The 23,488-nt window shown below is 42.2% G+C and carries 25 protein-coding genes; 18 read left to right on the top strand and 7 right to left on the bottom strand.

Features of this window, described 5'->3' with window-relative positions; translation table 11 throughout:
• The first annotated feature begins 57 nt into the window (after positions 1-57).
• The 6 genes from A923_RS0115345 (at position 58) to A923_RS0115375 (ending at position 7,442) form a co-directional block, all read left to right on the top strand.
• Positions 58-669 (top strand): TRAP transporter small permease, encoded by a 612-nt coding sequence (locus tag A923_RS0115345; protein ID WP_017222566.1) that lies wholly within the window; start codon positions 58-60, stop codon positions 667-669.
• Between the two features lie 4 nt (positions 670-673).
• The gene (locus tag A923_RS0115350) at positions 674-1,978 is read left to right on the top strand and encodes a TRAP transporter large permease (RefSeq protein WP_017222567.1); all 1,305 of its coding nucleotides are present in this window, start codon (positions 674-676) and stop codon (positions 1,976-1,978) included.
• Positions 1,979-2,264: 286 nt separating this feature from the next.
• Entirely contained in the window at positions 2,265-2,744 is a 480-nt protein-coding gene (locus A923_RS0115360) for a YbaN family protein (protein WP_017222569.1), read from the top strand.
• A gap of 185 nt (positions 2,745-2,929) precedes the next feature.
• A complete protein-coding gene (gene putA / locus A923_RS0115365) occupies positions 2,930-6,046 on the top strand; it encodes a bifunctional proline dehydrogenase/L-glutamate gamma-semialdehyde dehydrogenase PutA (protein ID WP_017222570.1) in 3,117 nt (1,038 codons plus the stop codon).
• Positions 6,047-6,077: 31 nt separating this feature from the next.
• Complete coding sequence (locus tag A923_RS0115370) at positions 6,078-6,815, top strand: aldehyde dehydrogenase family protein (RefSeq protein ID WP_017222571.1); 738 nt, start codon at positions 6,078-6,080, stop codon at positions 6,813-6,815.
• 162 nt (positions 6,816-6,977) lie between these two features.
• Entirely contained in the window at positions 6,978-7,442 is a 465-nt protein-coding gene (locus tag A923_RS0115375; protein ID WP_017222572.1) for a methylglyoxal synthase, read from the top strand.
• Positions 7,443-7,578: 136 nt separating this feature from the next.
• Here A923_RS0115375 and ribA read toward each other — a convergent pair whose 3' ends face one another.
• Complete coding sequence (gene ribA / locus A923_RS0115380; protein ID WP_017222573.1) at positions 7,579-8,190, bottom strand: GTP cyclohydrolase II; 612 nt, start codon at positions 8,188-8,190, stop codon at positions 7,579-7,581.
• Positions 8,191-8,457: 267 nt separating this feature from the next.
• The gene (locus tag A923_RS0115385; protein WP_017222574.1) at positions 8,458-9,045 is read right to left on the bottom strand and encodes a super-infection exclusion protein B; all 588 of its coding nucleotides are present in this window, start codon (positions 9,043-9,045) and stop codon (positions 8,458-8,460) included.
• 218 nt (positions 9,046-9,263) lie between these two features.
• Between A923_RS0115385 and A923_RS0115390 the strand changes: the two genes are divergently transcribed.
• Positions 9,264-10,253: a precorrin-2 dehydrogenase/sirohydrochlorin ferrochelatase family protein gene (locus A923_RS0115390; RefSeq protein WP_017222575.1), complete on the top strand. Its 990-nt coding sequence runs from the start codon at positions 9,264-9,266 to the stop codon at positions 10,251-10,253.
• Positions 10,254-10,315: 62 nt separating this feature from the next.
• On the top strand, positions 10,316-11,215 hold the full coding sequence (locus A923_RS0115395) for a LysO family transporter (RefSeq protein ID WP_017222576.1): 900 nt from the start codon (positions 10,316-10,318) through the stop codon (positions 11,213-11,215).
• Between the two features lie 145 nt (positions 11,216-11,360).
• Here A923_RS0115395 and A923_RS0115400 read toward each other — a convergent pair whose 3' ends face one another.
• Positions 11,361-12,230 carry a phosphoribulokinase gene (locus tag A923_RS0115400; protein WP_017222577.1) on the bottom strand — a complete coding sequence of 290 codons (870 nt, stop codon included), beginning with the start codon at positions 12,228-12,230 and terminating at the stop codon, positions 11,361-11,363.
• An 86-nt stretch (positions 12,231-12,316) separates the two neighbouring features.
• Entirely contained in the window at positions 12,317-12,544 is a 228-nt protein-coding gene (locus tag A923_RS0115405) for a YheU family protein (protein ID WP_017222578.1), read from the bottom strand.
• Positions 12,545-12,745: 201 nt separating this feature from the next.
• Here A923_RS0115405 and A923_RS0115410 point away from each other — a divergent pair, with 201 nt between their 5' ends.
• The 7 genes from A923_RS0115410 (at position 12,746) to A923_RS0115440 (ending at position 18,372) form a co-directional block, all read left to right on the top strand.
• Positions 12,746-13,543, top strand: coding sequence for a DUF3450 domain-containing protein (locus A923_RS0115410; protein ID WP_017222579.1), 798 nt, complete (start codon positions 12,746-12,748; stop codon positions 13,541-13,543).
• Entirely contained in the window at positions 13,543-14,973 is a 1,431-nt protein-coding gene (locus A923_RS0115415) for a MotA/TolQ/ExbB proton channel family protein (protein ID WP_017222580.1), read from the top strand. The genes A923_RS0115410 and A923_RS0115415 overlap by 1 nt, the downstream gene beginning before the upstream one ends.
• A 2-nt stretch (positions 14,974-14,975) precedes the next feature.
• Positions 14,976-15,482: a MotA/TolQ/ExbB proton channel family protein gene (locus tag A923_RS0115420; protein WP_017222581.1), complete on the top strand. Its 507-nt coding sequence runs from the start codon at positions 14,976-14,978 to the stop codon at positions 15,480-15,482.
• A complete protein-coding gene (locus A923_RS0115425; RefSeq protein ID WP_017222582.1) occupies positions 15,483-15,884 on the top strand; it encodes an ExbD/TolR family protein in 402 nt (133 codons plus the stop codon).
• Positions 15,856-16,560, top strand: coding sequence for an energy transducer TonB (locus A923_RS0115430; protein WP_017222583.1), 705 nt, complete (start codon positions 15,856-15,858; stop codon positions 16,558-16,560). The genes A923_RS0115425 and A923_RS0115430 overlap by 29 nt, the downstream gene beginning before the upstream one ends.
• Positions 16,547-17,923: a tetratricopeptide repeat protein gene (locus A923_RS0115435; protein WP_017222584.1), complete on the top strand. Its 1,377-nt coding sequence runs from the start codon at positions 16,547-16,549 to the stop codon at positions 17,921-17,923. The genes A923_RS0115430 and A923_RS0115435 overlap by 14 nt, the downstream gene beginning before the upstream one ends.
• An 89-nt stretch (positions 17,924-18,012) precedes the next feature.
• Positions 18,013-18,372 carry a nuclear transport factor 2 family protein gene (locus tag A923_RS0115440; RefSeq protein WP_017222585.1) on the top strand — a complete coding sequence of 120 codons (360 nt, stop codon included), beginning with the start codon at positions 18,013-18,015 and terminating at the stop codon, positions 18,370-18,372.
• A 63-nt stretch (positions 18,373-18,435) separates the two neighbouring features.
• On the opposite strand, the gene A923_RS0115445 is transcribed toward A923_RS0115440, so the two are convergent.
• A complete protein-coding gene (locus tag A923_RS0115445; protein ID WP_017222586.1) occupies positions 18,436-20,349 on the bottom strand; it encodes an ABC transporter ATP-binding protein in 1,914 nt (637 codons plus the stop codon).
• Positions 20,350-20,561: 212 nt separating this feature from the next.
• Here A923_RS0115445 and A923_RS0115450 point away from each other — a divergent pair, with 212 nt between their 5' ends.
• On the top strand, positions 20,562-20,768 hold the full coding sequence (locus tag A923_RS0115450) for a YheV family putative zinc ribbon protein (protein ID WP_017222587.1): 207 nt from the start codon (positions 20,562-20,564) through the stop codon (positions 20,766-20,768).
• A gap of 55 nt (positions 20,769-20,823) precedes the next feature.
• Positions 20,824-21,402 carry a peptidylprolyl isomerase gene (slyD, locus tag A923_RS0115455; RefSeq protein WP_017222588.1) on the top strand — a complete coding sequence of 193 codons (579 nt, stop codon included), beginning with the start codon at positions 20,824-20,826 and terminating at the stop codon, positions 21,400-21,402.
• Positions 21,403-21,533: 131 nt separating this feature from the next.
• Here the strand turns inward: slyD and A923_RS0115460 are convergent, their stop codons facing one another.
• Positions 21,534-21,755 (bottom strand): SlyX family protein, encoded by a 222-nt coding sequence (locus A923_RS0115460; protein ID WP_017222589.1) that lies wholly within the window; start codon positions 21,753-21,755, stop codon positions 21,534-21,536.
• 252 nt (positions 21,756-22,007) lie between these two features.
• Between A923_RS0115460 and fkpA the strand changes: the two genes are divergently transcribed.
• Positions 22,008-22,751: an FKBP-type peptidyl-prolyl cis-trans isomerase gene (gene fkpA / locus A923_RS0115465; RefSeq protein ID WP_017222590.1), complete on the top strand. Its 744-nt coding sequence runs from the start codon at positions 22,008-22,010 to the stop codon at positions 22,749-22,751.
• Positions 22,752-22,983: 232 nt separating this feature from the next.
• Here fkpA and A923_RS0115470 read toward each other — a convergent pair whose 3' ends face one another.
• The gene (locus tag A923_RS0115470; protein ID WP_017222591.1) at positions 22,984-23,472 is read right to left on the bottom strand and encodes an Rsd/AlgQ family anti-sigma factor; all 489 of its coding nucleotides are present in this window, start codon (positions 23,470-23,472) and stop codon (positions 22,984-22,986) included.
• Positions 23,473-23,488: the final 16 nt, after the last annotated feature.

The following is a 23,488-nucleotide window of genomic DNA, read 5'->3' on the forward strand; positions in this document are numbered from 1 at the left end:
TCAGGTTTGTAATTACATGACCTGGCCCAAAAATTCCAGATGTAAGAGGATATATTTATGAATCCCAGCAAATTAGCATCCGCGACTCTACCGCCGCTGGTTAGCTCACCAGATAAAGTAAAAAAATCCGTGCTGCAGCGGTTTGAATTTTTGCTCGATTGCTGTCTCAAAGCGGCGATGATCTTTAGCGGTCTCGGACTCGCCATATTAATGTTTGCCCAAGTCATCATGCGTTATGCGCTCGATTCTCCTTTTGCGGGAATAGAAGAAGCTGCAATTTTAATGGCGGTATGGACATACTTTCTGGGTATGGGTTATGCGACTAAGCAGCGGGCACATATTCACGGCGGTATCGTGACCCTTGTTGTTAGCGACCCGTTTAAAATTGAAATGATCCGTTTTATCGGCTCAATTATTTGTGCTATTGCCGCCTGTATCTTTGGTTATTATGCGGCTAAATACGGATTATATATGATTGAAAAAGGACGCATGAGTCTGTATTTGCAATGGCCAAAAGGACTCTGGAGTGCCAGCATGATCTTTGGTTTCTTTATGATGGCAGGTTACTTCCTACTACATGCTGCCAAAGACTTTCGTGCGATGATGTTAGCCGCGAAAGATCAATCTCAAGCCCTAGGGCATCAATCTTTAATTAACGATAAGGACTAGCATTATGGTTATCTTCCTTTTATCTATGTTAGTCATAGTTATTTTGTTATTAGCTGAAGTTCCGGTGGCATTTTCATTTGGTATTGGCGCTATTTTATTTACCTATGCGACTGGTAATGATATTTCATTTTTAGTCACGCATGGCTTTAATACCGCGAGTGGTTTTGCGCTGTTAGCGTTGCCCTTGTTTATTTTAGCTGGGATTTTAATGGCCGAAGGCGGGATCTCAGAGCGTTTACTTGATTTTGTCAATTCAATCGTTGGTCGCCTTAAGGGTGGATTGGGTGCTGTAACCGTATTAACCTGCGCGCTTTTTGGTGCAATTTCTGGCAGTTCATCGGCCGCGATTGCGGCGATCGGACAAATAATGATCCCGCGGATGATAAGAGAGGGCTACCCAGAGGGACATGCGACGGCTTTAGTAGCTTGTTCTTCGGTATTAGCATTGTTAATTCCGCCAAGTATCCCAATGATTATTTTTTCGATTACCGGTGGACTGTCTGTCGGCGCGGCTTTTTTATCGACTATTATTCCGGGTATCTTGTTAACGATAATATACTGTTGTTTGAATTTTTGGTTTTTACGTAACGATACATCGATAAAAGTTGACCCGCCTTTACCTTTCGCTCAAGCAGTGCGTGGCGTCGCTAAATCGGGATACAATGCAATGTTCGCATTGTTGATGCCAATCATTATCTTAGGTGCTATTTATAGTGGCATTGCGACGCCAACAGAAGCGGCAGCCATTGCGGTGATTTATGCGATTCCAGTTAGTTTGATGGTCTACAAGGGCCTGACATTTAAAACATTAGGCAGTGCAACCGTTCGTGCGGTGACGATGACCGGATCCATTATGGCCGTATTGTTTTTCTTGTTTATTATGAGCCGGGCAATGATCTTGGAACAAGTCCCCAAACAACTTGCTGAAGCCTTATTAACAATATCTGATAATAAACTCGTTATCCTGTTGGTCATCAATGTATTACTATTGCTTATCGGGATGATTGTCGATGATATTTCTGGTGGTGTATTAGCGGCGATTATTTTCTTGCCCGTTGTGCAGGCGCTTGGTATTCACCCGATTCATTTTGCTGCCATTGTTGGCGTAAACCTTGGACTCGGTAATGTTTCGCCACCGTGTGCGCCCATGCTCTATATGGCAGGGGGGGTGGCTAAGTTACCGCTCAATAAATATATTGTGCCGACGGTTAAATTATTATTATTTGGGCATTTACCTATGGTGTTATTGGTGACTTTTGTTCCTGATATAGCGCTGTTTTTACCCCGTTTATTGATGGGGATTGAGTAACTTAGACTCGTGCTTCTGGGCCATCAGATCTTTCTTTAAGTCTGATGGCCCAGACGTTTTGGCGCAGGGTTTCATGCCATCGAAACGCAACGCAAGATAAGCCCGTATAATCTATTTTTTGACGAAATAATGACTCACTCACTACCGCGAACATCACCTTCCTCATATTTTTCAGTATTAAAATAGTCACTAAACTAGTATTTAATGCCAACGCTGCTTTATGATGAGGTATGGTGCATAACAATACAGCTGTTTATTGCTGATAACGCGGTGACGAGAAACGAACATGACTAAACCAACAACCAAGCAAAACATAAATCAACCTAATCAAGTTGTTGATGAACCGCTTGTTGCTGAAACAAACGTGACAGAACCGATAATGGCTGAAAATTATTTAGTCTCGCAACCGTGGCGTACATTGTTACTTTTGGCTGGCTGTCTTGCCGTCGCTTTAGGTGTATTAGGTATTTTCTTACCGCTATTACCAACGGTGCCGTTTTTATTGTTAGCCGCTGCCTGTTTTAGTCGTTCTTCACGCAAACTCCAATTATGGCTGTTTAATCATCGCTATCTTGGCCCTTACTTAACCAATTATTTATTGCGTAAAGGTATTAGCAAAAAGCAGTTAGTAAGTTCTCTTTCAAGTATGTGGCTGGCGATGCTATTAGCCATTTATTTTGCCCCTATTTGGGCGGTGAAAATACTATTAGTGATCACGGCTTGTCTTGTTAGTCGCCACCTTCTATCCTTACAACGCTTACCATAAAGACTATTTTTATGATTTATAGGTGGTGTATTCGCTTAAATGCCCTGCAAAACTGCAGTTAAATACTAATTATTTTATATAAATCACATTTTCTTTCTATTTCTGATAACTAACCCATATTATTTTCGTATCTTTAATGTAACACTCCGGCAGCATTAAATTTCGTAAGTTAAGAGGCCCTTGGTATGTTTAAAGCGTTAGATGCACTTTCACCGTCGTTTATAGATCGTCCTATGGATGAACTTTGGCAGTTAATATCTCCTTTGTATATGGTTGATGAGTCAGAATGGTTAGCAGAATTGCTACCAATGGCCCGTCCATCTGCAGAAGAGAAATCTCAGATCACAATCAATGCAACTGTGTTAATTGAACGCGTGCGCGCTGATAAACAAGCCATTCAAATGATTGATGCCTTGTTATTGGAATACAGCTTAGATACTAAAGAAGGTATCTTGTTGATGTGTCTTGCCGAAGCCTTAATGCGTATTCCTGACGCGGCAACAGCTGATGCATTAATTCGCGATAAATTAAGCGTAGCAGATTGGAAATCACATTTAAAAAATTCTGATTCAACCTTTGTGAATGCATCGACATGGGGACTATTACTGACCGGTAAAGTTGTCAGCATGGATCGCAACGATACTAAATCAGCGGGTAATACCATTAGCCGTTTAGTAAATAAAGTATCAGAACCTATTATTCGTCAAGCAATGAACCAAGCCATGAAGATCATGGGACACCAATTTGTATTGGGTCGTGACATCGCTGAAGCACAAAAAAATGGCCGTCCACAACGTGACAAAGGCTTTACCTACTCATTTGATATGTTAGGTGAGTCTGCATTAACGACCGATGATGCCAAAAAATATTTTAATGATTACATCAAAGCGGTTGAGTCGGTAGGCAAAAATACCTATGCCAAAGATAAAACGCCAGCGCCGACCGTGTCTATTAAATTATCGGCATTACACCCACGTTATGAAGTTGCTAACGAAGCGCGTGTAATGACAGAAATGCACGACACGGTATTAGAATTATTATTACGTGCGCGTGATTTAGATGTCGGTATCACCATTGATGCGGAAGAAGCCGATCGTTTAGAGCTGTCATTAGCCTTATTTGAAAAACTATACCGTAACCCGAGACTACAAGGTTGGGGTAAATTCGGTATCGTTGTTCAAGCTTATTCTAAGCGTGCATTGCCAACATTAGTGTGGCTTGCAGCATTAGCGAAAGAGCAGGGCGATGTGATCCCGCTGCGCTTAGTGAAAGGTGCTTATTGGGATACTGAGCTTAAATTATCACAGCAAAATGGCTATGATGCTTACCCCGTTTATACACGCAAAGAAGCGACTGATGTTGCCTATTTAGCCTGTGCACGTTTCTTACTTAGCGAACAAATTCGTGGTTGTATCTATCCACAGTTTGCCAGCCACAATGCCCACACGGTATCTGCTATTGCGACGATGGCTACGCATAAAGATTTTGAATTCCAACGTCTACACGGTATGGGTGATGCGCTCTATAACCACGCATTAGACATCTATGGTGTGAACGTACGTATTTACGCGCCAGTCGGTAGTCACAAAGACTTGCTACCATACTTGGTTCGCCGTCTATTAGAGAATGGTGCAAACAGCTCGTTTGTACACCGTTTGGTTGATGCTGATTGTCCGATTACGGAATTAACAGAGCATCCGGTTGATACCTTAGACAGTCGTCCGACATTACATAATAGTTTGATCCCATTACCAACGAAGATTTTTGCCGGGCGTAAAAACTCATGCAACATCAATGTTGATATTATCAGTGAGATCACGCCGTTTAATACCGAACTGACATTACAAATGCAAAAAACGTGGCAAGCAGCGCCAGTGGTTAATGGTCAAGTGATCACCACTGAATTAGCTAACGCTAAGCCTGTTAGTGCACCATACGACCGTCGTATTCACGTGGGTCAAGTATTGTGGTCAACACCTGCTGAAGTAACAACTGCGCTAGATACGGCAGCGGATTACTTCCCAACATGGTCTGCAGTACCAGTCGCAGAACGTGCTGCATGTTTAAATAATATAGCCGATTTATTAGAAGAAAACTTGGCTGAATTAGTGGCGTTATGCCATAAAGAAGCCGGTAAAACCATTCACGATAGCTTAGATGAAGTACGTGAAGCGGTTGATTTCTGTCGTTACTACGCAATGCAAGCCACTGAAAACTTCTCGGTAGCAAAAAACCAAGTACGTTTTGATGGTATTGCCCAGCAAGTAACACGTCAGGGACAAGGTGTCTTTGTTTGTATTAGCCCTTGGAACTTCCCGTTAGCTATCTTCCTTGGTCAAGTTGCCGCAGCGTTAGTCGCGGGTAATACCGTGATTGCGAAACCTGCTGAGCAAACGAGTTTGATTGCAGCGCGTACCATGGAACTGATGTTAGAAGCTGGTTTCCCTAAAGAAGCGATACATCTACTGCCTGGTAGCGGTGCTGTCGTTGGTTCATTACTGACTGCGGATGAACGTATTGCTGGTGTGGTATTTACCGGTTCGACTGAAACAGCGCAAGTGATTAACCGTTCATTGGCTAAACGTGATACCAACGTGGCGACACTGATTGCTGAAACGGGTGGTCAAAACACCATGATTGTTGACAGTACGGCACTGCCAGAACAAGTCGTTCGTGATGTCATGCGCTCTGCGTTTGCGTCAGCGGGACAACGTTGTTCAGCATTACGCGTATTGTTTGTGCAGGAAGACGTTGCTGACCGTATTACCACCTTGATCCAAGGTGCAATGAAAGAATTACACGTTGGTCTGCCGCAACAGCATCATACTGATGTTGGTCCGGTGATTGATTTATTGGCGAAGAATAAACTGCAAGCGCACATTGATATAATGCGTGCAACAAGTAAATTAGTTGGTGAAGTAACGCTGAGTGAAGAATGTAACTTTGGTGATTTTATTGCGCCAATCGCATTTGAAATTAACAGCATTGACCAATTAGAAAATGAACAGTTCGGTCCTATTTTACATATCGTGCGTTATAAAGCCGCTGAGTTAAACAAGGTGATTAGCGAAATCAATGCCACTGGTTTTGGTCTAACGATGGGTATCCACAGCCGTAATGAACGTACTTACACTGATATTGAACGCCAAATAAGAGTCGGTAACTGCTACATCAACCGCGACCAAGTCGGTGCTGTGGTTGGTGTGCAACCATTCGGTGGTCAAGGTTTATCAGGTACGGGTCCAAAAGCGGGTGGTCCACATTACCTCTATCGTTTCACTAAGCAAGTTGTTAGCGCTTAAGCTGCGTCATTGTAAATTAAGGAGTTAAACCATGGTTGTAAAAAATAAAGTAGTACAGACGCAGCAGCTGATTGAAACCGGTCTTTGCGCATGGCAACACTGGAATGATTTGGGTGTGATTGCCCGTGCAGAATTGATTGCTAAGTGGGTTGATATCATTAGCCAAGAGGCGGCATTAGGTAAACTTGCTGGTGAAATGGCGAAATATCAAAAACACCAAGCGGTGACGTTACTGGGCGATGAAAAATTAATGCCAGGCCCGACGGGTGAAGTGAACGAACTTTACAGTGCCGGACGTGGTTTATTTGTTGTTGCAGCGACAGACGCAGAGCAGAGCAGCACGATTAATGCCATCGTTGGTCATATTAGTGCGGCATTGTTAGCCGGTAATACCTTGGTATTGGCGCTACCACAAGCGCAGCAAGCATTACAGTTTGTGTTGCTTAATACGTTACACGCCGCTGGCATCTCGAATTTAGTCGTGCAAGGCGCTGAAGAAACAGCGTTAACTGCATTGATTGAATCGCCAAAAGTGGCTGGTGTTGCCTTTACGGGTGATGCGAAGACAGCACAAAACATTAACCGTACCTTATCGACTCGTAGCGGTTTATTGGCACAGCTGGTGGCTGAAGTCAGCGGTAGTGCATTGGCATACGTAACGGATAATCATTTTATCCTGCGCTTTATTACTGAGCGTACGCGTACGATCAATATTACTGCGGTCGGTGGTAATGCTACCTTGCTAGAACTCGGTGGCGGCGACCATTAACCGAATTATAAATATAGTAATGTGAATAACCCAGTTTGGTGCTCGTTTGAGTCGCTGAACTGGGACTCCTATCCGTGTATCTCCGCTTATTTAGTAGTATCATCAGCCCCATTCTCTTAAATAGTCTTAAGTTATTTTTTTAAAATTAACAGTAGGTCACTGATGCAAAAAATTACCCGTTGCATGGCAGCTAACAAACGTATCGCGCTTGTAGCCCATGATCACATGAAGTCAGATTTAATTGCTTGGTCAAAAGCACGTGTTGAGATCCTGCAAAAACACCATTTGTTTGGTACTGGCACCACTGCCACGTTATTGACTAAACACGTAGGACTGCCTGTTAAAGCATTGTTTAGTGGTCCAATGGGCGGCGATCAACAGCTTGGTGCGCTGATTGCAGAAGGCGAGATTGACATGATGATCTTCTTTTGGGACCCAATGAATGCGGTACCGCACGATCCCGATGTTAAAGCATTATTACGCTTAGCGGCAGTATGGAATATTCCGGTAGCAACGAATCCTGCCACGGCAGATTTTATTATCGATTCGATTCATACCAGCAGTAAATACGAACATGAAATTCCAGATTACCAAGGTTACTTAGCAGAGCGTACTAGCGAACTTTAACGTGACGATTTAGACATAATAGACGTAATGGTGGGTGGCAAATAGGTTACTTGGCATTGTGGTATGAAACGAATAACAGCAGCCAATGGCTGCTGTTATTGTTTATAGCGGTAGCTGTTATTAATAACAGCAGCGCTTATTGATCTTCTTTGAAATGCGTTTCCGTCATCATATGACCAAGCTTGTCAGCTTTGGTTTTCAAATAATGCTCATTGTGCATATTCTTACCCACTTGTAATGGCTCACGTGCCACGACATTAACGCCGTATTCTTCCATCGCCGCTAATTTTTTCGGATTATTGGTCATTAACTTCACTTTGTTAACGCCAAGATGATCTAACATCGGTTTGCACATCGCATAATTACGTAAGTCCGCAGCAAAACCTAACTGTTCATTGGCTTCAACGGTATTCGCACCAGCATCTTGTAAATTATACGCGCGGATCTTGTTTAACAGACCAATACCACGGCCTTCTTGACGCAGATAAAGAATAAATCCAGCACCCGCTTCAGTGATATTTTTCATCGCTGTTTCAAGTTGAAAACCACAATCACAACGCAAACTAAACAGTGCATCACCGGTTAAACATTCTGAATGGATACGTCCTAGAATGACATCATCGCCCGTTAACTCACCATAGGTTAGTGCAACATGCTCTTTACCTGTTTCTGAGTCTTCGAAGCCGTGCATGGTGAAAGTACCAAAAGGTGTTGGTAGTTTTGAAGATGCGATAAATTTAATAGACACGGATTACCTCTTACTATTCAGCACTTATGATTAGCGATGAACGTCAAATAGAATTATTTAGTTAGTTTACGCGTTTATGGCGGCAATCTGAATAGAGAATTGTAAAAAGACGGGATAATTATCATTCGCTGTAACGATCAAAGCAAAGTACACCAAATTATGTACTCTGCTGTGTTGCTTTCGTGCACGTTCGTGAGCCTTGGCGTCAGCTCAATCAGTGAGGGGTCACAACGGGGTTATGCACAGCGGCTTGTTATTGATGCAAGCTTAGTGGCGAACGTAAAACTCTTTAGCAAATGCAGGACGTGCTGATTTCAGCGCTTTCGCTTGTAAATCAGTCATCTTGCCTTCTGGGAAACCTAAGGCTTTATGATCCAGTAACGGGCGCGCTTTAATGTTGATACACAGTTTAATCTTGCTACCTGTACCGATGATCTCTTGGCTGTTTAATGCTGGTACCAAAATACAATTATCAACTAAATTAGCCACGGCGGCTGCTTCTAATGGCAGTGAAATGATATCTTTCTTTTGGAAAATAAATTCACGGATCACCGCTTGTTCAGAGGTATTCATTACCTTGACCATTTGATGGATCTTGTTCATGGTGCCGGTTTCGACTTGTTTATCAAGTACCGATTGCCCGGTTTTAACCAGCAGTAAAGCGATAAAATAAGCCAGCGCAGAGATGACAATAATAGAGATGTAACCACGGTATTGGCTGACCCATTGATCTAAGCCTGAGACCGACAGTGCAGTTGTTGGCAATAGTAATACTAATGCAGCTGCAAGCAGTAACCAAGTGGTGGCGATGTTTATCTGTTTGTAATTTTGAATATACTGTTTAAGTTCTTGCATGATAAACCTTCTACTGATGACCGGAGTCAAAAAATTGTCTGACGCGTGACATAATTCCGCTGTTCTATTGCATATTTCTTGTCATATTTCTTTATTTATAGATATAAGCATTTTCTGTGCCACTAAATTAATTATTTTCTATAGTCGTGATATTGATGACTATCAGCAGCTTGCGCCGTATACTAACCCCTGTTTATGCACTTTTAAATGGATGTAACATGCAGTATTTGCCAATATTTATGGATGTAAATGATAAGAACGTACTGGTTGTCGGTGGCGGCGAAGTAGCGAGTCGAAAAGTTGACTTGTTATTGAGTGCTGGCGCTAACGTCACGGTTTTGTCACCGCGTTTAAATGATACTCTGCAACGCTATCGTGATAGCGGTGGTGATAATTGTAGTGGGCGAGCCAAAATTACGGCGATCATCGACGGTTACAACAGCGATTATTTAGATGACTGCGTAGGTAGTTACGCGATGGTATGGGTAACAACCGACAATACCGCGCTGAATAAGCAAGTATGGCAAGACTGCTGTGAACGTAACTTATTAGTGAACGTTGCCGACCAGCAAGAATTATGTGAATTTATCACGCCTTCTATTATTGACCGTTCTCCGTTACAAATCGCAATTTCCAGTGGTGGCACTGCGCCGGTATTAATTCGTTATTTACGTGAAAAGCTCGAAGCCCTATTACCGGAAACACTGGGGCTGCTAGGTGCATTCTCTGGTGAGCAACGCGACCGCGTCAAACAACAATTTGACAGCGTGACCGAGCGCCGTCGTTTTTGGGAGCGCTTCTTTAGCTCTAAAGCCGTGGCACTGGCAACTGATAAAGTGCAATTACAGCAAGAATTTGATCTGCAGTTAGCGACGCCACAAGGCGATGTTGCCGGTGATATTTATTTAATTCAATTGCCTGATGAAACTGATTTATTACGTCTAAGAGCCCTGCGTTTGATGCAACAGGCCGATGTCATCTTATACGTTGAAGACGATGATGAACGTAATAGCGGTGACAACAGCATTACTGACTTTATTGAATTGTGCCGTCGTGATGCCGAACGTTATCCGACATTAAGTGCTGATTTTGCTAGCCAAGCGCAAACGCGTCAGCAGCAAGGTGAACGAGTGTGTTTGTTGATCAATGACAGTGCACAGTTTAAAGAACTCTCTAATGCGCTTAATGCCGTGAGTGTTGTCGCTTAATGATTGTCGCTTAACTGCTACTGCTTAATTGTTGTTGCTAATAGAACATGGACTGACGTTAGATGTATTCAGGATTTTTAATTGTAATCGTGCCCTTGGTATTGGGCTATTTTGTTGCGTTAACGCAGCAGAAACATATTCATTGGGTCAACGTATCAACCAGTAAAATGGTGTACGTGATCTTATTCTTGATGGGCATTAGTTTGTCGCATCTGGATAACTTTGCCGAAAATATTCAGAATATAGGTCTATATAGTTTTACTGTGTTGGCTTGTGTGTCTGTCGCTAACTTGCTGGCGTTATGGGGCCTAGATAAACGTTTATCGAAAACCGTTGAAGGTGAGGGTGAGACATTAAGTAAATGGCACCTCATTTTAGAATCGGTACAGTTAATCTTTGTGATTGCAGCAGGCTTTATAGTCGGCCTGTTTGTATCGCCAGAGCTAATTGATATTGATGCCATCACCGAAGGTGCGTTGGTATTGTTATTACTGCTTATAGGTTGCCAACTGCGTAACAGTGGCATGAAGTTACGCGAAATATTACTTAATAGCTGGGGCATTAAGATTGCTATTGTGGTGATGTTGAGTTCTTGGATTGGCGGATTAGCCGCTGCGTTTTTATTGGATATACCATTAAGTAATGGTCTGGCGCTAGCATCGGGTTTTGGTTGGTATTCGTTATCGGGTATTTTGATCACCGATGGTTTGTCTCCGGTATTTGGTGGCGCGGCGTTTATTATTGATTTAGGTCGCGAGCTGGTGGCTATTTTGATTATTCCATCGCTTATTCGTCTGCACCCATCAACCGCGATTGGTTATGCTGGGGCAACGGCCATGGACTTCACGCTACCGATGATCCAAAAGTCTGGTGGTAATGGTTATGTCCCTTTGGCTATTGTCAGTGGCTTTATATTAAGCCTGGCATCACCGTTATTTATCAGCTTGTTCTTGGCGCTGTAATTATTCACCATTGACCATAATGTGAAATCGTAATGTGAAATAATCATGCGCTAAAGAAACTGGCTTGAATTAACGCTAGATAAACAAAAGGGAGACGCTGTCTGACAGCGTCTCCCTTTTGTATTTATAAGCTTGTTGTTAGCGGTTAGCTAATTCTACCTTCGACTAATAATTGGCGGATCAGTGGTGCACAGATAAGCTCCATCGCCAGTGCCATTTTACCACCAGGTACAACCAAGGTATTAATACCGGAAATGAACGAACCATCAATCATGGTTAGCAGATACGGAAAATCTACATTTTTCACACTTTGGAAACGGATCACCACCAAACTTTCATCCAGAGTTGGGATCGTCGTCGCACTAAATGGATTCGAGGTATCCACTAACGGTACACGCTGAAAGTTAATGTGGGTGCGTGAAAACTGTGGGGTAATGAAGTTAATGTAATCATCCATCGAACGGACGATAGAATCTGTTACCGCTTCACGAGAGTGACCTCGGTCTTCAGTGTCACGGACTAACTTTTGGATCCACTCCAAGTTAACGATAGGCACCATGCCGATCAACAGATCTACATGTTTCGCCACGTCATTGTCTTTAGTTGCGACACCGCCGTGTAGGCCTTCGTAGAATAAGATATCCGTGCCCGCATCAATCTCTTGCCAAGGGGTAAAGGTACCCGGCATTAAGTTATACGGCACGGCTTCATCAAAAGTATGCAGGTAGCGACGGTATTTACCCGTGCCATCACGTCCATAGTCTTGAAAGAAGTTTTCCAGTAACTCAAAATCATTGGCTTCAGGGCCAAAATAACTGATATGTCGGCCTTGTTCACGGGCTTTACGGATCGCTACATCCATTTCAGGACGGGTATAGCGATGAAAACTGTCACCTTCAATGAAAGAGGCTTTGATGTTTTCTTGTCGGAACATGTGAGCAAAGGCCAAGCTAGTGGTAGAAGTACCGGCGCCTGATGAACCTGTCACAGCAATAATAGGATGTTTTGCTGACATTTTATCGACCAACTAGTTGAGTTTAAGGGATGAGTGCTATGTTATACGAGTTAAATGAATGGAGATCAAGTATAAAATTCACACAATTATTGTGGGTTTTTAAGAACTTCGCTCTTTGGTAAAATGTTCACGCTGTCATGTAATTCAGAGTAAACGATGACCACATCACCGGTATCAAGTTGTTTGGTGACCTGACAGACTTTTTCTGACATCGACATCTCAAGGGTGCCATAATCAGTGCCTTCTCGTAACACGAAGTGTTCTATAAGGGTATTTAGTGTATCTTTATCTAATTGCTTATAGGGAATGATCATAATTGCGCTCTGCAGTGTGGTTACCAATAATGAACACAATATTAACATATATTTTTGATTTGATTGCTAAATACAATTAGCTTAAATATAATGATTCTCATTTAGGTTAGCCGTGGCTTATTAGTTAATCCCCCGAATACCTTTTTAAGTACCGTATTTAAGCATCACATTTAATCACCATGGCATAAACAGTGGAATAACATGAACTATTCAGCAATTTGGTCAATCGGGTTACTTGCAGGCACATTAATCATGCCTGTCCAAGCAACCAGCGAACTCGATAATATTATCGGCAGCAAGCAACAATCACAGGCACAAGCACAGCGCACGCAAAATAACATTGCTGCATTAGATGAAGAAACCAGTGAAACCGTGGCTGAATATCGCAGTTTATTACGTGAAAATGCAGTACTCACGGCTTATACCAATCAACTCGAAAAACAAGTCGCGCAACAGCAGACATTATTAACCAGTTTAGAAGATAACATGGCGAGCGTACGTGAAACACGGATGGAGTTAACGCCATTAATGCAGCAAATGGTACAAGTACTCACGTTGTTTGTTGAGCAAGATATTCCATTCTTATGGCAAGAACGTCAATTACGTTTAGCCGAACTTAATCGTTTATTAGATAACCCCAATATTAGTATTGCAGATAAATACCGCCGCATTTTAGAAGCGTATCAAATTGAAACAGAATACGGCGATACCATCGAAACATGGCAAGCGCAATTACCGTTAAGTGATGCTGACAGAACTGTGCAACTTATTCGTGTTGGCCGTGTTGCCTTGTATTATTTAACGCCCGATCAGCATACTGCCGGGTATTGGGATAACAGCACTCGTACTTGGTTAATACTACCTGATTCGTGGTTACCAAAAGTGAAACAGGCTTATGCCGTGGCAGATAATAAAACCGTACCGACTTTATTGGCGTTACCCTTGTTAGAAGCATCGCTTAATACTAGTTCAGAAACGCAACTGCAGGAGGCACTATAATGGATCGACTTCTTAAAGCACTAACGACTTTCTCGCTGCGTTTTAGTGCTTATATTTTTCTTGTGTTTAGTTTATTGATGTTAGACGTTTACGCAACGCCATTAGATGACCTGTTAAAACAAGTTAAACACAGTAATGTGGCAGAAACGCAAATAGATAACGCGGCATTAACGCGTTTCAAAGCAAACCTGACAACACAAAAAGCTAACCTAGCCAAGCAAGCGCAGCGTAATCAAGCCTTACAGCAACAAATGACGCAGTTACAAAATGCTATTGCGGGTAACAACAAATTGATCTTAGCGAAGCGTAAACTCGCCAATAGTGAAAAATCAGATTTGGATAAAGTGTTCAGTGAATTTCGCGGTGCTAGCCAAGACCTACGTGGTCAGTTAAATAAGAGTCCATTGAGCGCGACACTATCAGGTCGTTCAACTCAGCTATCGCCTTATAGTGAAGCAAATTATGAACCTAATTTAGCGGCGATTAAAAATTTATGGCTACTGTTTACCGAGCAAATGGTAGCAAGTAGTAAAATCACTACCGCAGATACACCCGTCACGATGGCGGATGGCAGTAAAGAAATATTAGCCGTTACTCAAATTGCTGGGTTTACAGCCTTTACCGCGCAAGGACCATTACTGTATCAACCCGCGAGTGAAAGCTATCAATTATTACCGTCAAACTCGGCGGATATCAGCGCACGCATTGCTGGATTCTCGCAGCCACAAGATGGCTTTGTGAGTACCTTAATAGACCCTTCTGCAGGTGGTTTACTGCAACGCGCGACAGAAGAACGTGTGTGGTGGCAAATATTTTCTGATGCCGGCATTATCGGTTTCATTATTGTCGCGGTGGGTTTGATCGGCATGGTTATCGGTTTATTCCGTTTATGGGTGCTATCGCGTGAAGCCAAGCAAATTAAAACGCAAAAGCAGCATTTAGATAAACTGACCGATAATTCACTCGGTCGTATTATTGGTGTTGCTGATCGCCACGAAAACAGTAACGCAGATGAATTAGCGCGTTTTCTTGATGAAGCTATTTTGGCTGAATTACCGGAATGTCGTAAAGGCTTAGGCTCGTTAGCGGTATTGGCAACGATAGCCCCGTTATTAGGGCTGTTAGGCACCGTAGCGGGGATGATTGAAACCTTCCAAGCTATCACGGCTTATGGCAATAGCGACCCACAAGTATTATCCAGCGGTATTTCACAAGCCTTGTTAACCACTAAATTTGGTTTGATTGCGGCCGTACCACTGATGTTATTACACAGTTTATTAACCAGTAAAAGTGACAGTATTGTCCATGTCATTGAACATCAAAGTGCTGGGTTATTGGCGCAGCGACAACAACGTCTTAATGTATGTGTGAATGAATCGCTGACTGCACAGGTGGTTACTCATCACCGACAAACAGCTGGTAATTCATAATTATGTCGGCGTTTATTGAATTTCTTCATGATGCATCGCTGATCTTCTGGGTCATTATGCTGCTGTCGGTAGTGATGTGGTGGACGATCGCCCGCTGCTATTTACAGTATTTTTTGCAATATCCGACACTCTCTAAGCATTACCAAGCAGAATGGGCGCAGTGGCAAGACCAATCGCACTTATTGGCTGTGGCGGTGCGTGATGGTTTTATTTCTGAATTAAAAAGCCAGCTCACGCGTAACCTTATTTTTATTAAAACCTTAACTGGGGTATTACCGTTATTAGGCTTGCTTGGTACGGTGGATGGCATGATTGATAATTTCTCTGTGCTATCTGACAGTCTCGGGGTTTCAGAATTATTTAGCAGTGGTATTGCTCAAGCATTATTAACCACCTTAGCGGGATTAGTGACGGGTTTGTCGGGGTTGTTTTTTTGTCATAGCTTGAACAAACGCGCGAACTTGCTGACCTTGGATTTGGCGCAAAAATTAGTTGTGAAAGGGATTTAAATGAGAACACGATTTAGTCGAAATAATAGCGATGCGCTTACTGTCGATTTAACGCCAATGATTGATATGGTGTTTATTTTACTTATCTTTTTTTTAGTTACCGCATCGTTTAACAAGATGAATGCCATTGATATTCAACGCCCCGATGGCGCGACCAATGATATGCAAGGCGCGGTGAGTTTAGTGGTGTCTATCGATGCAGAAAACGGTGTGTGGATCGAAGGCGAGCCAGTTGATATTCGTAAATTACGTAGTCGAGTGAAAACATTAAGTGGTGGCGATCATACTTCGGTGATGTTGAATGCTGATCGCAGTGTTGATACCGGCCGTTTAATTGAAGTATTAGATCAAGTCAGATTAGCTGGGGTGGACAATGTTGCAGTCGCAACAGCGAGGCAGTAAGGGTCATTGGCTGTTGGCGTTCGGGCTGGCAGTCGTGGTGAATGTCAGTTTAGCGGGATTAATTTATTCGTTAACGGTTGGCAGCAATAAACCCCCTGTACAAGATCCTATTTCGATCGACTTCCGCCAATTCACCGATTCAAGTGTTGAAGAACAGGACATTAGCCCTGAGCTAGAAGTGATCCCTGAACCAAAACCACAGCAAGAAATGGTGACCTTACCGCAACCTGTGCAACCGAGTTTTGATGTCCAGAATATTAATTTAAACAGCAGTATTACCTTACCTGCGTTAGCTGTGCCGACCTTTGATGTATCGCCACAACTCGTCGATGTGACCAGGCATATTCAACCACAAGCTGATGTGATACCTGTTGCAGTCGCGGCTGTTGAACAAGCTGCGGTTGGCGAGCCGGAAATTGGTTTTGCTAAAGTATTACGTAAAACTAACCCGCAATATCCGTACAAAGCCAAACGTCTGAAAATTGAAGGCTATGTGCTGTTACATGTCTTGATTAATGATGAAGGGCGCAGTGAAGAGATCAAGATAATCGAAGAAAGCCCGCGTGGTTATTTCGGTAAAGTGTCGCGTAAATCAGTGCGCCGCTGGCAGTTTGAAAAAGCCCCTGCAGGTACCGAAGTATGGAAAAAATGGAGAATGGTCTTTGAGCTTAATTAAAATGCAGCAAGGTTGTTCATCGCTTTCACCGGCACTATCATCACCGTCATCACTGCTGTCGGGTTTGCTGTTGTTAGCCATATTGATGTTGTCGTTACCATCTGCACAAGCGCAGCAAGTACCAGCCTCTGTTTATAGCCGTTATGTTAGCTTAACAACGGCGTTTGCGAAGATGTCGGCACAGGATGATAAGCAAAGCAAAGCTAAGGCTGACTCGAATAAGATCTTAACCAACGACATCGCTGATTTTTATCAGCAGCAATTGGCTCACTCCGTTGAACGTCAATTGTTGGCGAGTAATTTACAGCTGCAAATCTTGCTTGGTCAGCAAAATTACAAACAGGGTTATCAAGTGGTGACTCGGCTATTAAGTTTATCGCTAGAGCTTGAGCAGCAACTGACATTCCAACAATTAGCAGCACAGCTAGCCGCATCGTTATCTTCCCCTGCAAACGCTAATAAAACCCCAGATACAAATAAAAAGTCATGGGCATTAGTAACTCAACATCTTAATGCTTGGTTTTTGCTGGTGGACAAGCTTGATGATAAGCAGCGTGAGACTTACAAGATCACCAAGGATCAACAAGCCAGTAATGCGGCATTATTAGCGCAAGGTTATTATTTACAAGACAAGTTAATCGCTGCTTTAGCACCGTCAAAACGAGCCTATAAGTTAGCACCGAAAAAAGAATCTTACCTGCAATTATTATTAGCGTTATTACAGCGTTTAGAACACAGCAAACAGCTTAATAAGCACCTGCAAATAGCGGTAGTCGATTTCCCTCAATCAAAAGATTATTGGGAACGTTTAGCGTATAGCTATCTTAGTTTAGAGCAGAATAAAGCCGCGTTATCGATATTGGCGATCACGCGTAATCAAGGTCTGCTTACCGCCCAAGGCTATCGGGTATTAGCGTCGTTATATCTTCAACAACAACAACCGAGATTAGCGGCTGATGTGTATATTGAAGGCGCAGAGAAAAAACTTTTATCACTCGATTTAGCTTATTTCAAAGGCCTGAGTGATGCCTGGTTAATGGCGCGAGAACGCAGTAAAGCACTGGATGTTTTAGCGCAAGCTAAACGCGCTGGCATTAAATTAGCCAAGCATGAGCAACAGCAAGCGCAGTTATTGTATTTAGAAGCGCGCTGGTCAGAAGCTGAATTAGCGTATGCCGCATTATTGGATCTCGATGTTACAAACAAAGATCAAAAAACGTTACTGAAGACGGACAAATGGCGTTTTTTATTAGCTGTTAGTCAGATAGAGCAGGGTAAAAAAAACCAAGCCAAAGATAATTTACTGCTACTGCAGACCAAGCAATATCAAGGTTACAGTAAAGGCTGGTTAGGGCAGCTCTAGATCACATTTTTATCCCATTATGGCTAGTGCCGAGTAATCAAAACCCCTCTATAGTTAAGTGATATAAACCCTATAGTAAGGCCGTTATAATGCAGTTATCGAATATAGTACAGCGTGGTTGGGAAGCTGTAGGTAAAGGTGATTTTGATGCCTTGGTTACTGATTACACGGATGATATGACATTTGTAATGCCCGGACAGGAAGATATCCTCCGAGGACGAGGGACGTTTCGTAAAGCGCTAAATAATCTTGGCGGTTTGTTGCCACCTGGTTTTGAGATCACTGAACTGCGACATACTGAAGGCGAAAATGAAGTTGTCTCAATCGTTGAATGGAAATCCGATAAGGTCGAGTCTTCACAATTATCAGTGTTGTTCAGATTTGAAGGTGAAAAAATTTATGAGGAGCGCTGGTTCGTTGATACTGAGCAATGGAAAAGTTTGTTTTGATAAAGTCTGTTTTATTAAAAAAATAGAGGCGGATATAACATCAGCCTCTATTCACAATATCGTTTAAGCTTGTTCGCTTTCTTCGATCATTTCTTCAAGCTGTTCGTTTAATTCCATCCAGGTGGTTTCAGCTTCTTCAATCGCAACAACAAACTTCGCTTGCTCGCTTAATGCGGTTTTTAGCTTGGCTTTGTTTTGCTCTTCATAAATGCTGGCTTCACTGAGCTGGGTTTCAACGGCTGTTAACTTGTCACCTAACGTTTCAAGTTGCTTGTCGAGCTTTTCAATGTGCTTACGTATTGGTTGCGTAATTTTACGTAATTCCGCGGCTTTACGTTTTTGATCTTTCTTACCTTGCGCACTGTTGACGCTGGTATTAACTACTTGCGTAGCTTGTTTCTCAACTTTTTGCTGTTCCGATAACCAGACATGGTAATCATCTAAGTCGCCGTCAAACGGTAATACCTTTTTATCGTGTACCAAGTACAGCTCATCAGTCGTAGAGCGTAATAAGTGACGATCATGGGATACGACAATCATAGCGCCTTCGAAGCCTTGTAGGGCAACTGACAGCGCGTGACGCATTTCTAAATCCAAGTGGTTGGTTGGTTCATCAAGCAGTAACAGGTTCGGTTTTTGCCATACGATCAGAGCTAATACCAAACGCGCTTTTTCACCACCGGAAAATGGACGTACGATATCTAATGCTTTCTCGCCGATGAAACCAAAACCGCCTAAGAATTTACGCAGTTCTAATTCTGTTTTATCGGGCGCAAGACGTACCATATGTTGTAATGGTGTTTCGTCCAAACGTAAGAATTCTAATTGGTGCTGGGCAAAGTAACCGACTTTTGAATTCGGATTAACTTCTAACGTGCCTTTTAGTGGCATCATTTCAGCAGACAACAATTTAATTAATGTTGATTTACCTGCGCCGTTACGACCCAATAAACCAATACGGCTGCCTGGGACTAGATTCAACTTAATGTTATCAAGAATCAGGGTGTCGCCATAACCTGCACATACATTTTCCATTGTTAACAACGGCATTGGCAGCGCATCAGGTTCTAAGAAACGAAAGCTAAATTGCGAATCAGCATTGGCCGCAGAAATAAGTTCCATACGTTCCATCGCTTTAATACGACTTTGCGCTTGTTTGGCTTTTGATGCTTTATAACGGAAACGGTCAATATAACTTTGCATGTGGGCAACTTCACGCTGTTGCTTTTCAAACATAGATTGTTGTTGAGATAGTTTTTCAGCACGCTGTTTTTCGAATGAGGTGTAATCACCTGTGTATTCGTTGAGCTTTCGGTCTTCAACGTGAATGATCTTAGTAATAATAGCATCAAGGAAATCGCGATCATGCGAGATCAGCATTAAGGTGCCGTCATATTGTTTTAACCATTTTTCTAACCAGATAACCGCATCCAAATCCAAGTGGTTGGTTGGTTCATCTAGTAGTAATAGGTCAGAACGGCATAACAGTGCCTGCGCTAAGTTTAAACGCATACGCCAACCACCCGAGAAGCTCTGTACCGGGAGTTGTTGTTTGTCTTCGCTAAAACCTAAACCTGATAACAGTTCAGAGCAGCGCGCGTTAATGCCATAAGCACCAATCGCATCGAGCTTGCCGTGGATCTCAGCAATCTTGTTGCCGTTATCTACCGCTTCAGCTTGTGCAAGATCCGCTTCTAATTGACGAAATTCAATATCACCATCTAACACGTAATCATGGGCGCTGCGATCGAGTGCAGGGGTTTCCTGTTTAACACTCGATACTTGCCAACCCGTTGGATAGGTTAGGCTACCGTTATCCAAACTAATTTCATGGCGGATCAGGGCAAATAGACTGGATTTACCACAGCCGTTCTTACCAACTAAACCAACCTTTTGACCTGGGTTGATTTTGGCACTGGTATTCGTAATAAGCGGCTTGCCGCCACGCAGAAGTTCAATATCGCTAGCTATGATCATATGAGGGCTATTAGTAACTATAATTGCGGCGATTTTAGCGGATTTACGCCCATTTTAAAATGTTAAACTTTGAAATTTGTACTAAGAATAAAGTACACTCTCAGTTAAACGATGCTAATGGCTTAGTCAAACGATACTAATAGACTTAATATCAGTTTATTAAATCAGCTTGTTAAGCACGCTTAAGCTCGTGAAAAGACTAGGAGGTTGCAGTGGTTGAACGGAAGAAAAGACGCTTTGTCGCCGGCGCTAAATGCCCGACGTGCAATGAAATAGATGTGATCCAGCTATTTCAAGTGAATGGGGTAGAAACAATTGAATGTGTTAGTTGTGGCTATACTCAAGCGCAAGCAGAAGGAGAGGTGAATACCGCCACCCGCGATTTCGAACAAATGATAGGGGTCTTTAAGCAAGACTAATAATGACCTTGCTTAAAGAAAACTGTAATAGTTAATTTAGAAATAGAGAATAAATATGTTTATTGAAGCAAACTCAGTTGTAGTACTACACTTCGCAGTAACAGATGATAAAGGTGAACTTATCGATGATACGCGTGATTCATCACCACTAGAATTCTTAATGGGTTCTGGTTACCTTGTTCCTGGTCTTGAAGCTGAGCTTGAAGGTCTGAAAGTGGGTGACGATTTTGACGTTAAAGTTGAACCTGAACAAGGTTACGGCATCTACGATCCTGAGCTAGTACAAGAAGTACCTGCTGAGTTATTCGAAGGCGTTGAAGGCGTTGAACCTGGTATGGCATTCAGTGCTGACACCGATGCGGGTCACCGCACTATTATCGTAACTGCTGTTGAAGACGACATTGTTGTTGTTGATGCAAACCATCCATTTGCAGGTCGTACACTGCAATTTAATGGTGAAGTCATTGGCATGCGTGAAGCGACTGAAGAAGAATTAGAACATGGTCACATCCATGGCGCTGATGGCTGTGGTCACGACCACGAACATGAGCACGACCATGATCATGAAGGCGGCTGTTGTGGTTCTGAAGAACCAAAAGAAGAGAAAAAAGACGGTTGCTGCGGCGGTCACTAATCATTAGTGATGCTCAGTTATCGATTTAATAAAAAAATGCCAGTCACAGTGACTGGCATTTTTTTTGTTTAGTGCGGTACGGTAAGTCATCTGTTTTGTATTGAGTGATGACAACGCCCACTATTCTCGCATTAATAATGCGGTGGTGGTGTCTCGTCTGCTTCACTTGCTAGACCACTACCTACTTGCATTGTTTTGATGCGGCTAATTAAAAATGTCAGCTGTACTTTCTGATCTTCCAGTATTTTTTGCTGATCAATAATGGCATTATTTAATTGTTCGATGGTGTCGTCTTGAAAGCTTAGTTTCATTTCTAAGTTTTCAACACGGTCTTCTAATTGCTGAATTTCCATGTTTTATCCGCTATGGCTATAATCTACTAAACTAAGTTTAACATGTAATGTCTATTTATTTGAGCTGAAATACTAGCCTAGATAAGATGTAAAACTAAGTAAAGTAGAGTGATTTATCATTTTTTACATTTATAGTTGTTAATATCTTGTGTGGAAGCATCAAATAGTTATGATAATGCTAAGTAGTTTAAGTATGTATAACTAATAACGTAGTTGTGTAATTTCACTGTATTATTTTAATTAGGTATTTCGATGAAAAAATTTTTTAAAGTAACAATACTCGCTTCAGCGGTATCTCTGTTAGCAGCCTGTGGCCAAGAAGCACAAGCAGATAAAGTAACGGACATTAAGGCATACAGCGAAGATCAACAAGCCGCTTATGCAATTGGCTCAATCGTCGCTCGCAACTTGGTTGCACCGCTTAAGCGTCAAGAAGAGCTAGGTGCGCCGTTAGATAAAGAAATCATCGTTCAAGGTATTACTGATGCGTTAAACGAAACGACACAGTTATCTGATGAAGAGTTACAAGCTGTATTAAAAGCGTATGACGAAAAAATGAATACGTTATCAACTGAAGCAGCACGTGTAGAAAGCGAAAAAGCACAAACTGACTCAGTAAACTTCTTTGCTGAAAACGGCAAAAAAGAAGGCATCACAACAACAGACTCTGGTCTTCAATATGAAGTACTGACAGCTGGTGAAGGCGATCTAGCATCACCTTCTGATACAGTAACTGTGCATTACACAGGTTCATTGCTAGACGGTTCAGTATTTGATAGTTCTGTTGAACGTGGCGAACCAGCAACATTTGCACTTAACCGTGTAATTCCTGGTTGGACTGAAGGTGTTGCACTAATGAATGTGGGCAGTAAGTATAAATTATACATCCCATCTGAATTAGGTTACGGCGCACAAGGTGCGGGTGCAGATATCCCACCAAATTCAACATTAGTATTTGAAGTTGAATTACTTGAAATTGCTGGCCAAGAAAAATAATTAGACGTATTAAAATACAGTAGCTGAGTGATTCAGTTATTGTGTTTTTATTCGATTAAAAAGACAAAACCCATTCATATTTAAGTATGTGAATGGGTTTTTTATTGGCTGGCTATTATTTATCAGGTGTTCTTTATTCTGTACTCTGTGTTATTGCAGACGTCATTCTTGATGATGTAATGCTATATCTTAAGCATTACCCACTATTTTTTAGTCTATCTATTCGCAACGATTATTCAGCGTCTACGACTTCGCGATGATACGTTGCAAGCGCGTATAACAATTGATCTTCTAATTCAAAACGCTGCTCTAATAACTCACCGACTTTTGACATATCATTATCTAAAGACTTGATTAATGTGTCGTCATCTTGATTGCCGTCACCGTATTTATCATTAAATTCAACTAATGCTTCAGTTGTTAATACGATCTTCGGTTGGATTTTTTGTGCAAGAGACAAACTTTTAGCGCTGTTTTCGGCACACTGAGACACGATTTGATCGTAAACTTCGAAATGGCCTGTCGATAGATAATCGATTAAAATTTGGCAGAAAGCTTGTAGTTCATCTTTGCTGGGCAATGCGGCAGTTTTCTGAAATGGGGGTAAGCCTTCGAGTTTGCAATAATCGACAATTAATTCTTGTCGCTCTTCGAGCCAATGATCAATGGCGTTGTGTGTTCCGCCCCAAGCTTGTTGCGCTTGTTCTAATTTAGTTAACATATGACTTACTCCATGT

This window comes from Moritella dasanensis ArB 0140, from assembly GCF_000276805.1.
Taxonomy (GTDB): Bacteria; Pseudomonadota; Gammaproteobacteria; order Enterobacterales; family Moritellaceae; genus Moritella; species Moritella dasanensis.

What these genes read in the sequence shown, in the direction of transcription:
- slyD (WP_017222588.1), top strand. Translation starts at nt 20,824, where the DNA reads ATGTTTATTGAAGCAAACTCAGTTGTAGTACTACACTTCGCAGTAACA.
- A923_RS0115415 (WP_017222580.1), top strand. Translation starts at nt 13,543, where the DNA reads ATGGATCGACTTCTTAAAGCACTAACGACTTTCTCGCTGCGTTTTAGT.
- A923_RS0115360 (WP_017222569.1), top strand. Translation starts at nt 2,265, where the DNA reads ATGACTAAACCAACAACCAAGCAAAACATAAATCAACCTAATCAAGTT.
- A923_RS0115405 (WP_017222578.1), bottom strand. Translation starts at nt 12,544, where the DNA reads ATGATCATTCCCTATAAGCAATTAGATAAAGATACACTAAATACCCTT.
- A923_RS0115430 (WP_017222583.1), top strand. Translation starts at nt 15,856, where the DNA reads ATGTTGCAGTCGCAACAGCGAGGCAGTAAGGGTCATTGGCTGTTGGCG.
- A923_RS0115370 (WP_017222571.1), top strand. Translation starts at nt 6,078, where the DNA reads ATGGTTGTAAAAAATAAAGTAGTACAGACGCAGCAGCTGATTGAAACC.
- A923_RS0115445 (WP_017222586.1), bottom strand. Translation starts at nt 20,349, where the DNA reads ATGATCATAGCTAGCGATATTGAACTTCTGCGTGGCGGCAAGCCGCTT.
- A923_RS0115385 (WP_017222574.1), bottom strand. Translation starts at nt 9,045, where the DNA reads ATGCAAGAACTTAAACAGTATATTCAAAATTACAAACAGATAAACATC.
- A923_RS0115460 (WP_017222589.1), bottom strand. Translation starts at nt 21,755, where the DNA reads ATGGAAATTCAGCAATTAGAAGACCGTGTTGAAAACTTAGAAATGAAA.
- A923_RS0115395 (WP_017222576.1), top strand. Translation starts at nt 10,316, where the DNA reads ATGTATTCAGGATTTTTAATTGTAATCGTGCCCTTGGTATTGGGCTAT.
- A923_RS0115410 (WP_017222579.1), top strand. Translation starts at nt 12,746, where the DNA reads ATGAACTATTCAGCAATTTGGTCAATCGGGTTACTTGCAGGCACATTA.
- A923_RS0115425 (WP_017222582.1), top strand. Translation starts at nt 15,483, where the DNA reads ATGAGAACACGATTTAGTCGAAATAATAGCGATGCGCTTACTGTCGAT.
- A923_RS0115390 (WP_017222575.1), top strand. Translation starts at nt 9,264, where the DNA reads ATGCAGTATTTGCCAATATTTATGGATGTAAATGATAAGAACGTACTG.
- A923_RS0115440 (WP_017222585.1), top strand. Translation starts at nt 18,013, where the DNA reads ATGCAGTTATCGAATATAGTACAGCGTGGTTGGGAAGCTGTAGGTAAA.
- fkpA (WP_017222590.1), top strand. Translation starts at nt 22,008, where the DNA reads ATGAAAAAATTTTTTAAAGTAACAATACTCGCTTCAGCGGTATCTCTG.
- A923_RS0115470 (WP_017222591.1), bottom strand. Translation starts at nt 23,472, where the DNA reads ATGTTAACTAAATTAGAACAAGCGCAACAAGCTTGGGGCGGAACACAC.
- A923_RS0115400 (WP_017222577.1), bottom strand. Translation starts at nt 12,230, where the DNA reads ATGTCAGCAAAACATCCTATTATTGCTGTGACAGGTTCATCAGGCGCC.
- A923_RS0115350 (WP_017222567.1), top strand. Translation starts at nt 674, where the DNA reads ATGGTTATCTTCCTTTTATCTATGTTAGTCATAGTTATTTTGTTATTA.
- A923_RS0115345 (WP_017222566.1), top strand. Translation starts at nt 58, where the DNA reads ATGAATCCCAGCAAATTAGCATCCGCGACTCTACCGCCGCTGGTTAGC.
- putA (WP_017222570.1), top strand. Translation starts at nt 2,930, where the DNA reads ATGTTTAAAGCGTTAGATGCACTTTCACCGTCGTTTATAGATCGTCCT.
- A923_RS0115375 (WP_017222572.1), top strand. Translation starts at nt 6,978, where the DNA reads ATGCAAAAAATTACCCGTTGCATGGCAGCTAACAAACGTATCGCGCTT.
- A923_RS0115420 (WP_017222581.1), top strand. Translation starts at nt 14,976, where the DNA reads ATGTCGGCGTTTATTGAATTTCTTCATGATGCATCGCTGATCTTCTGG.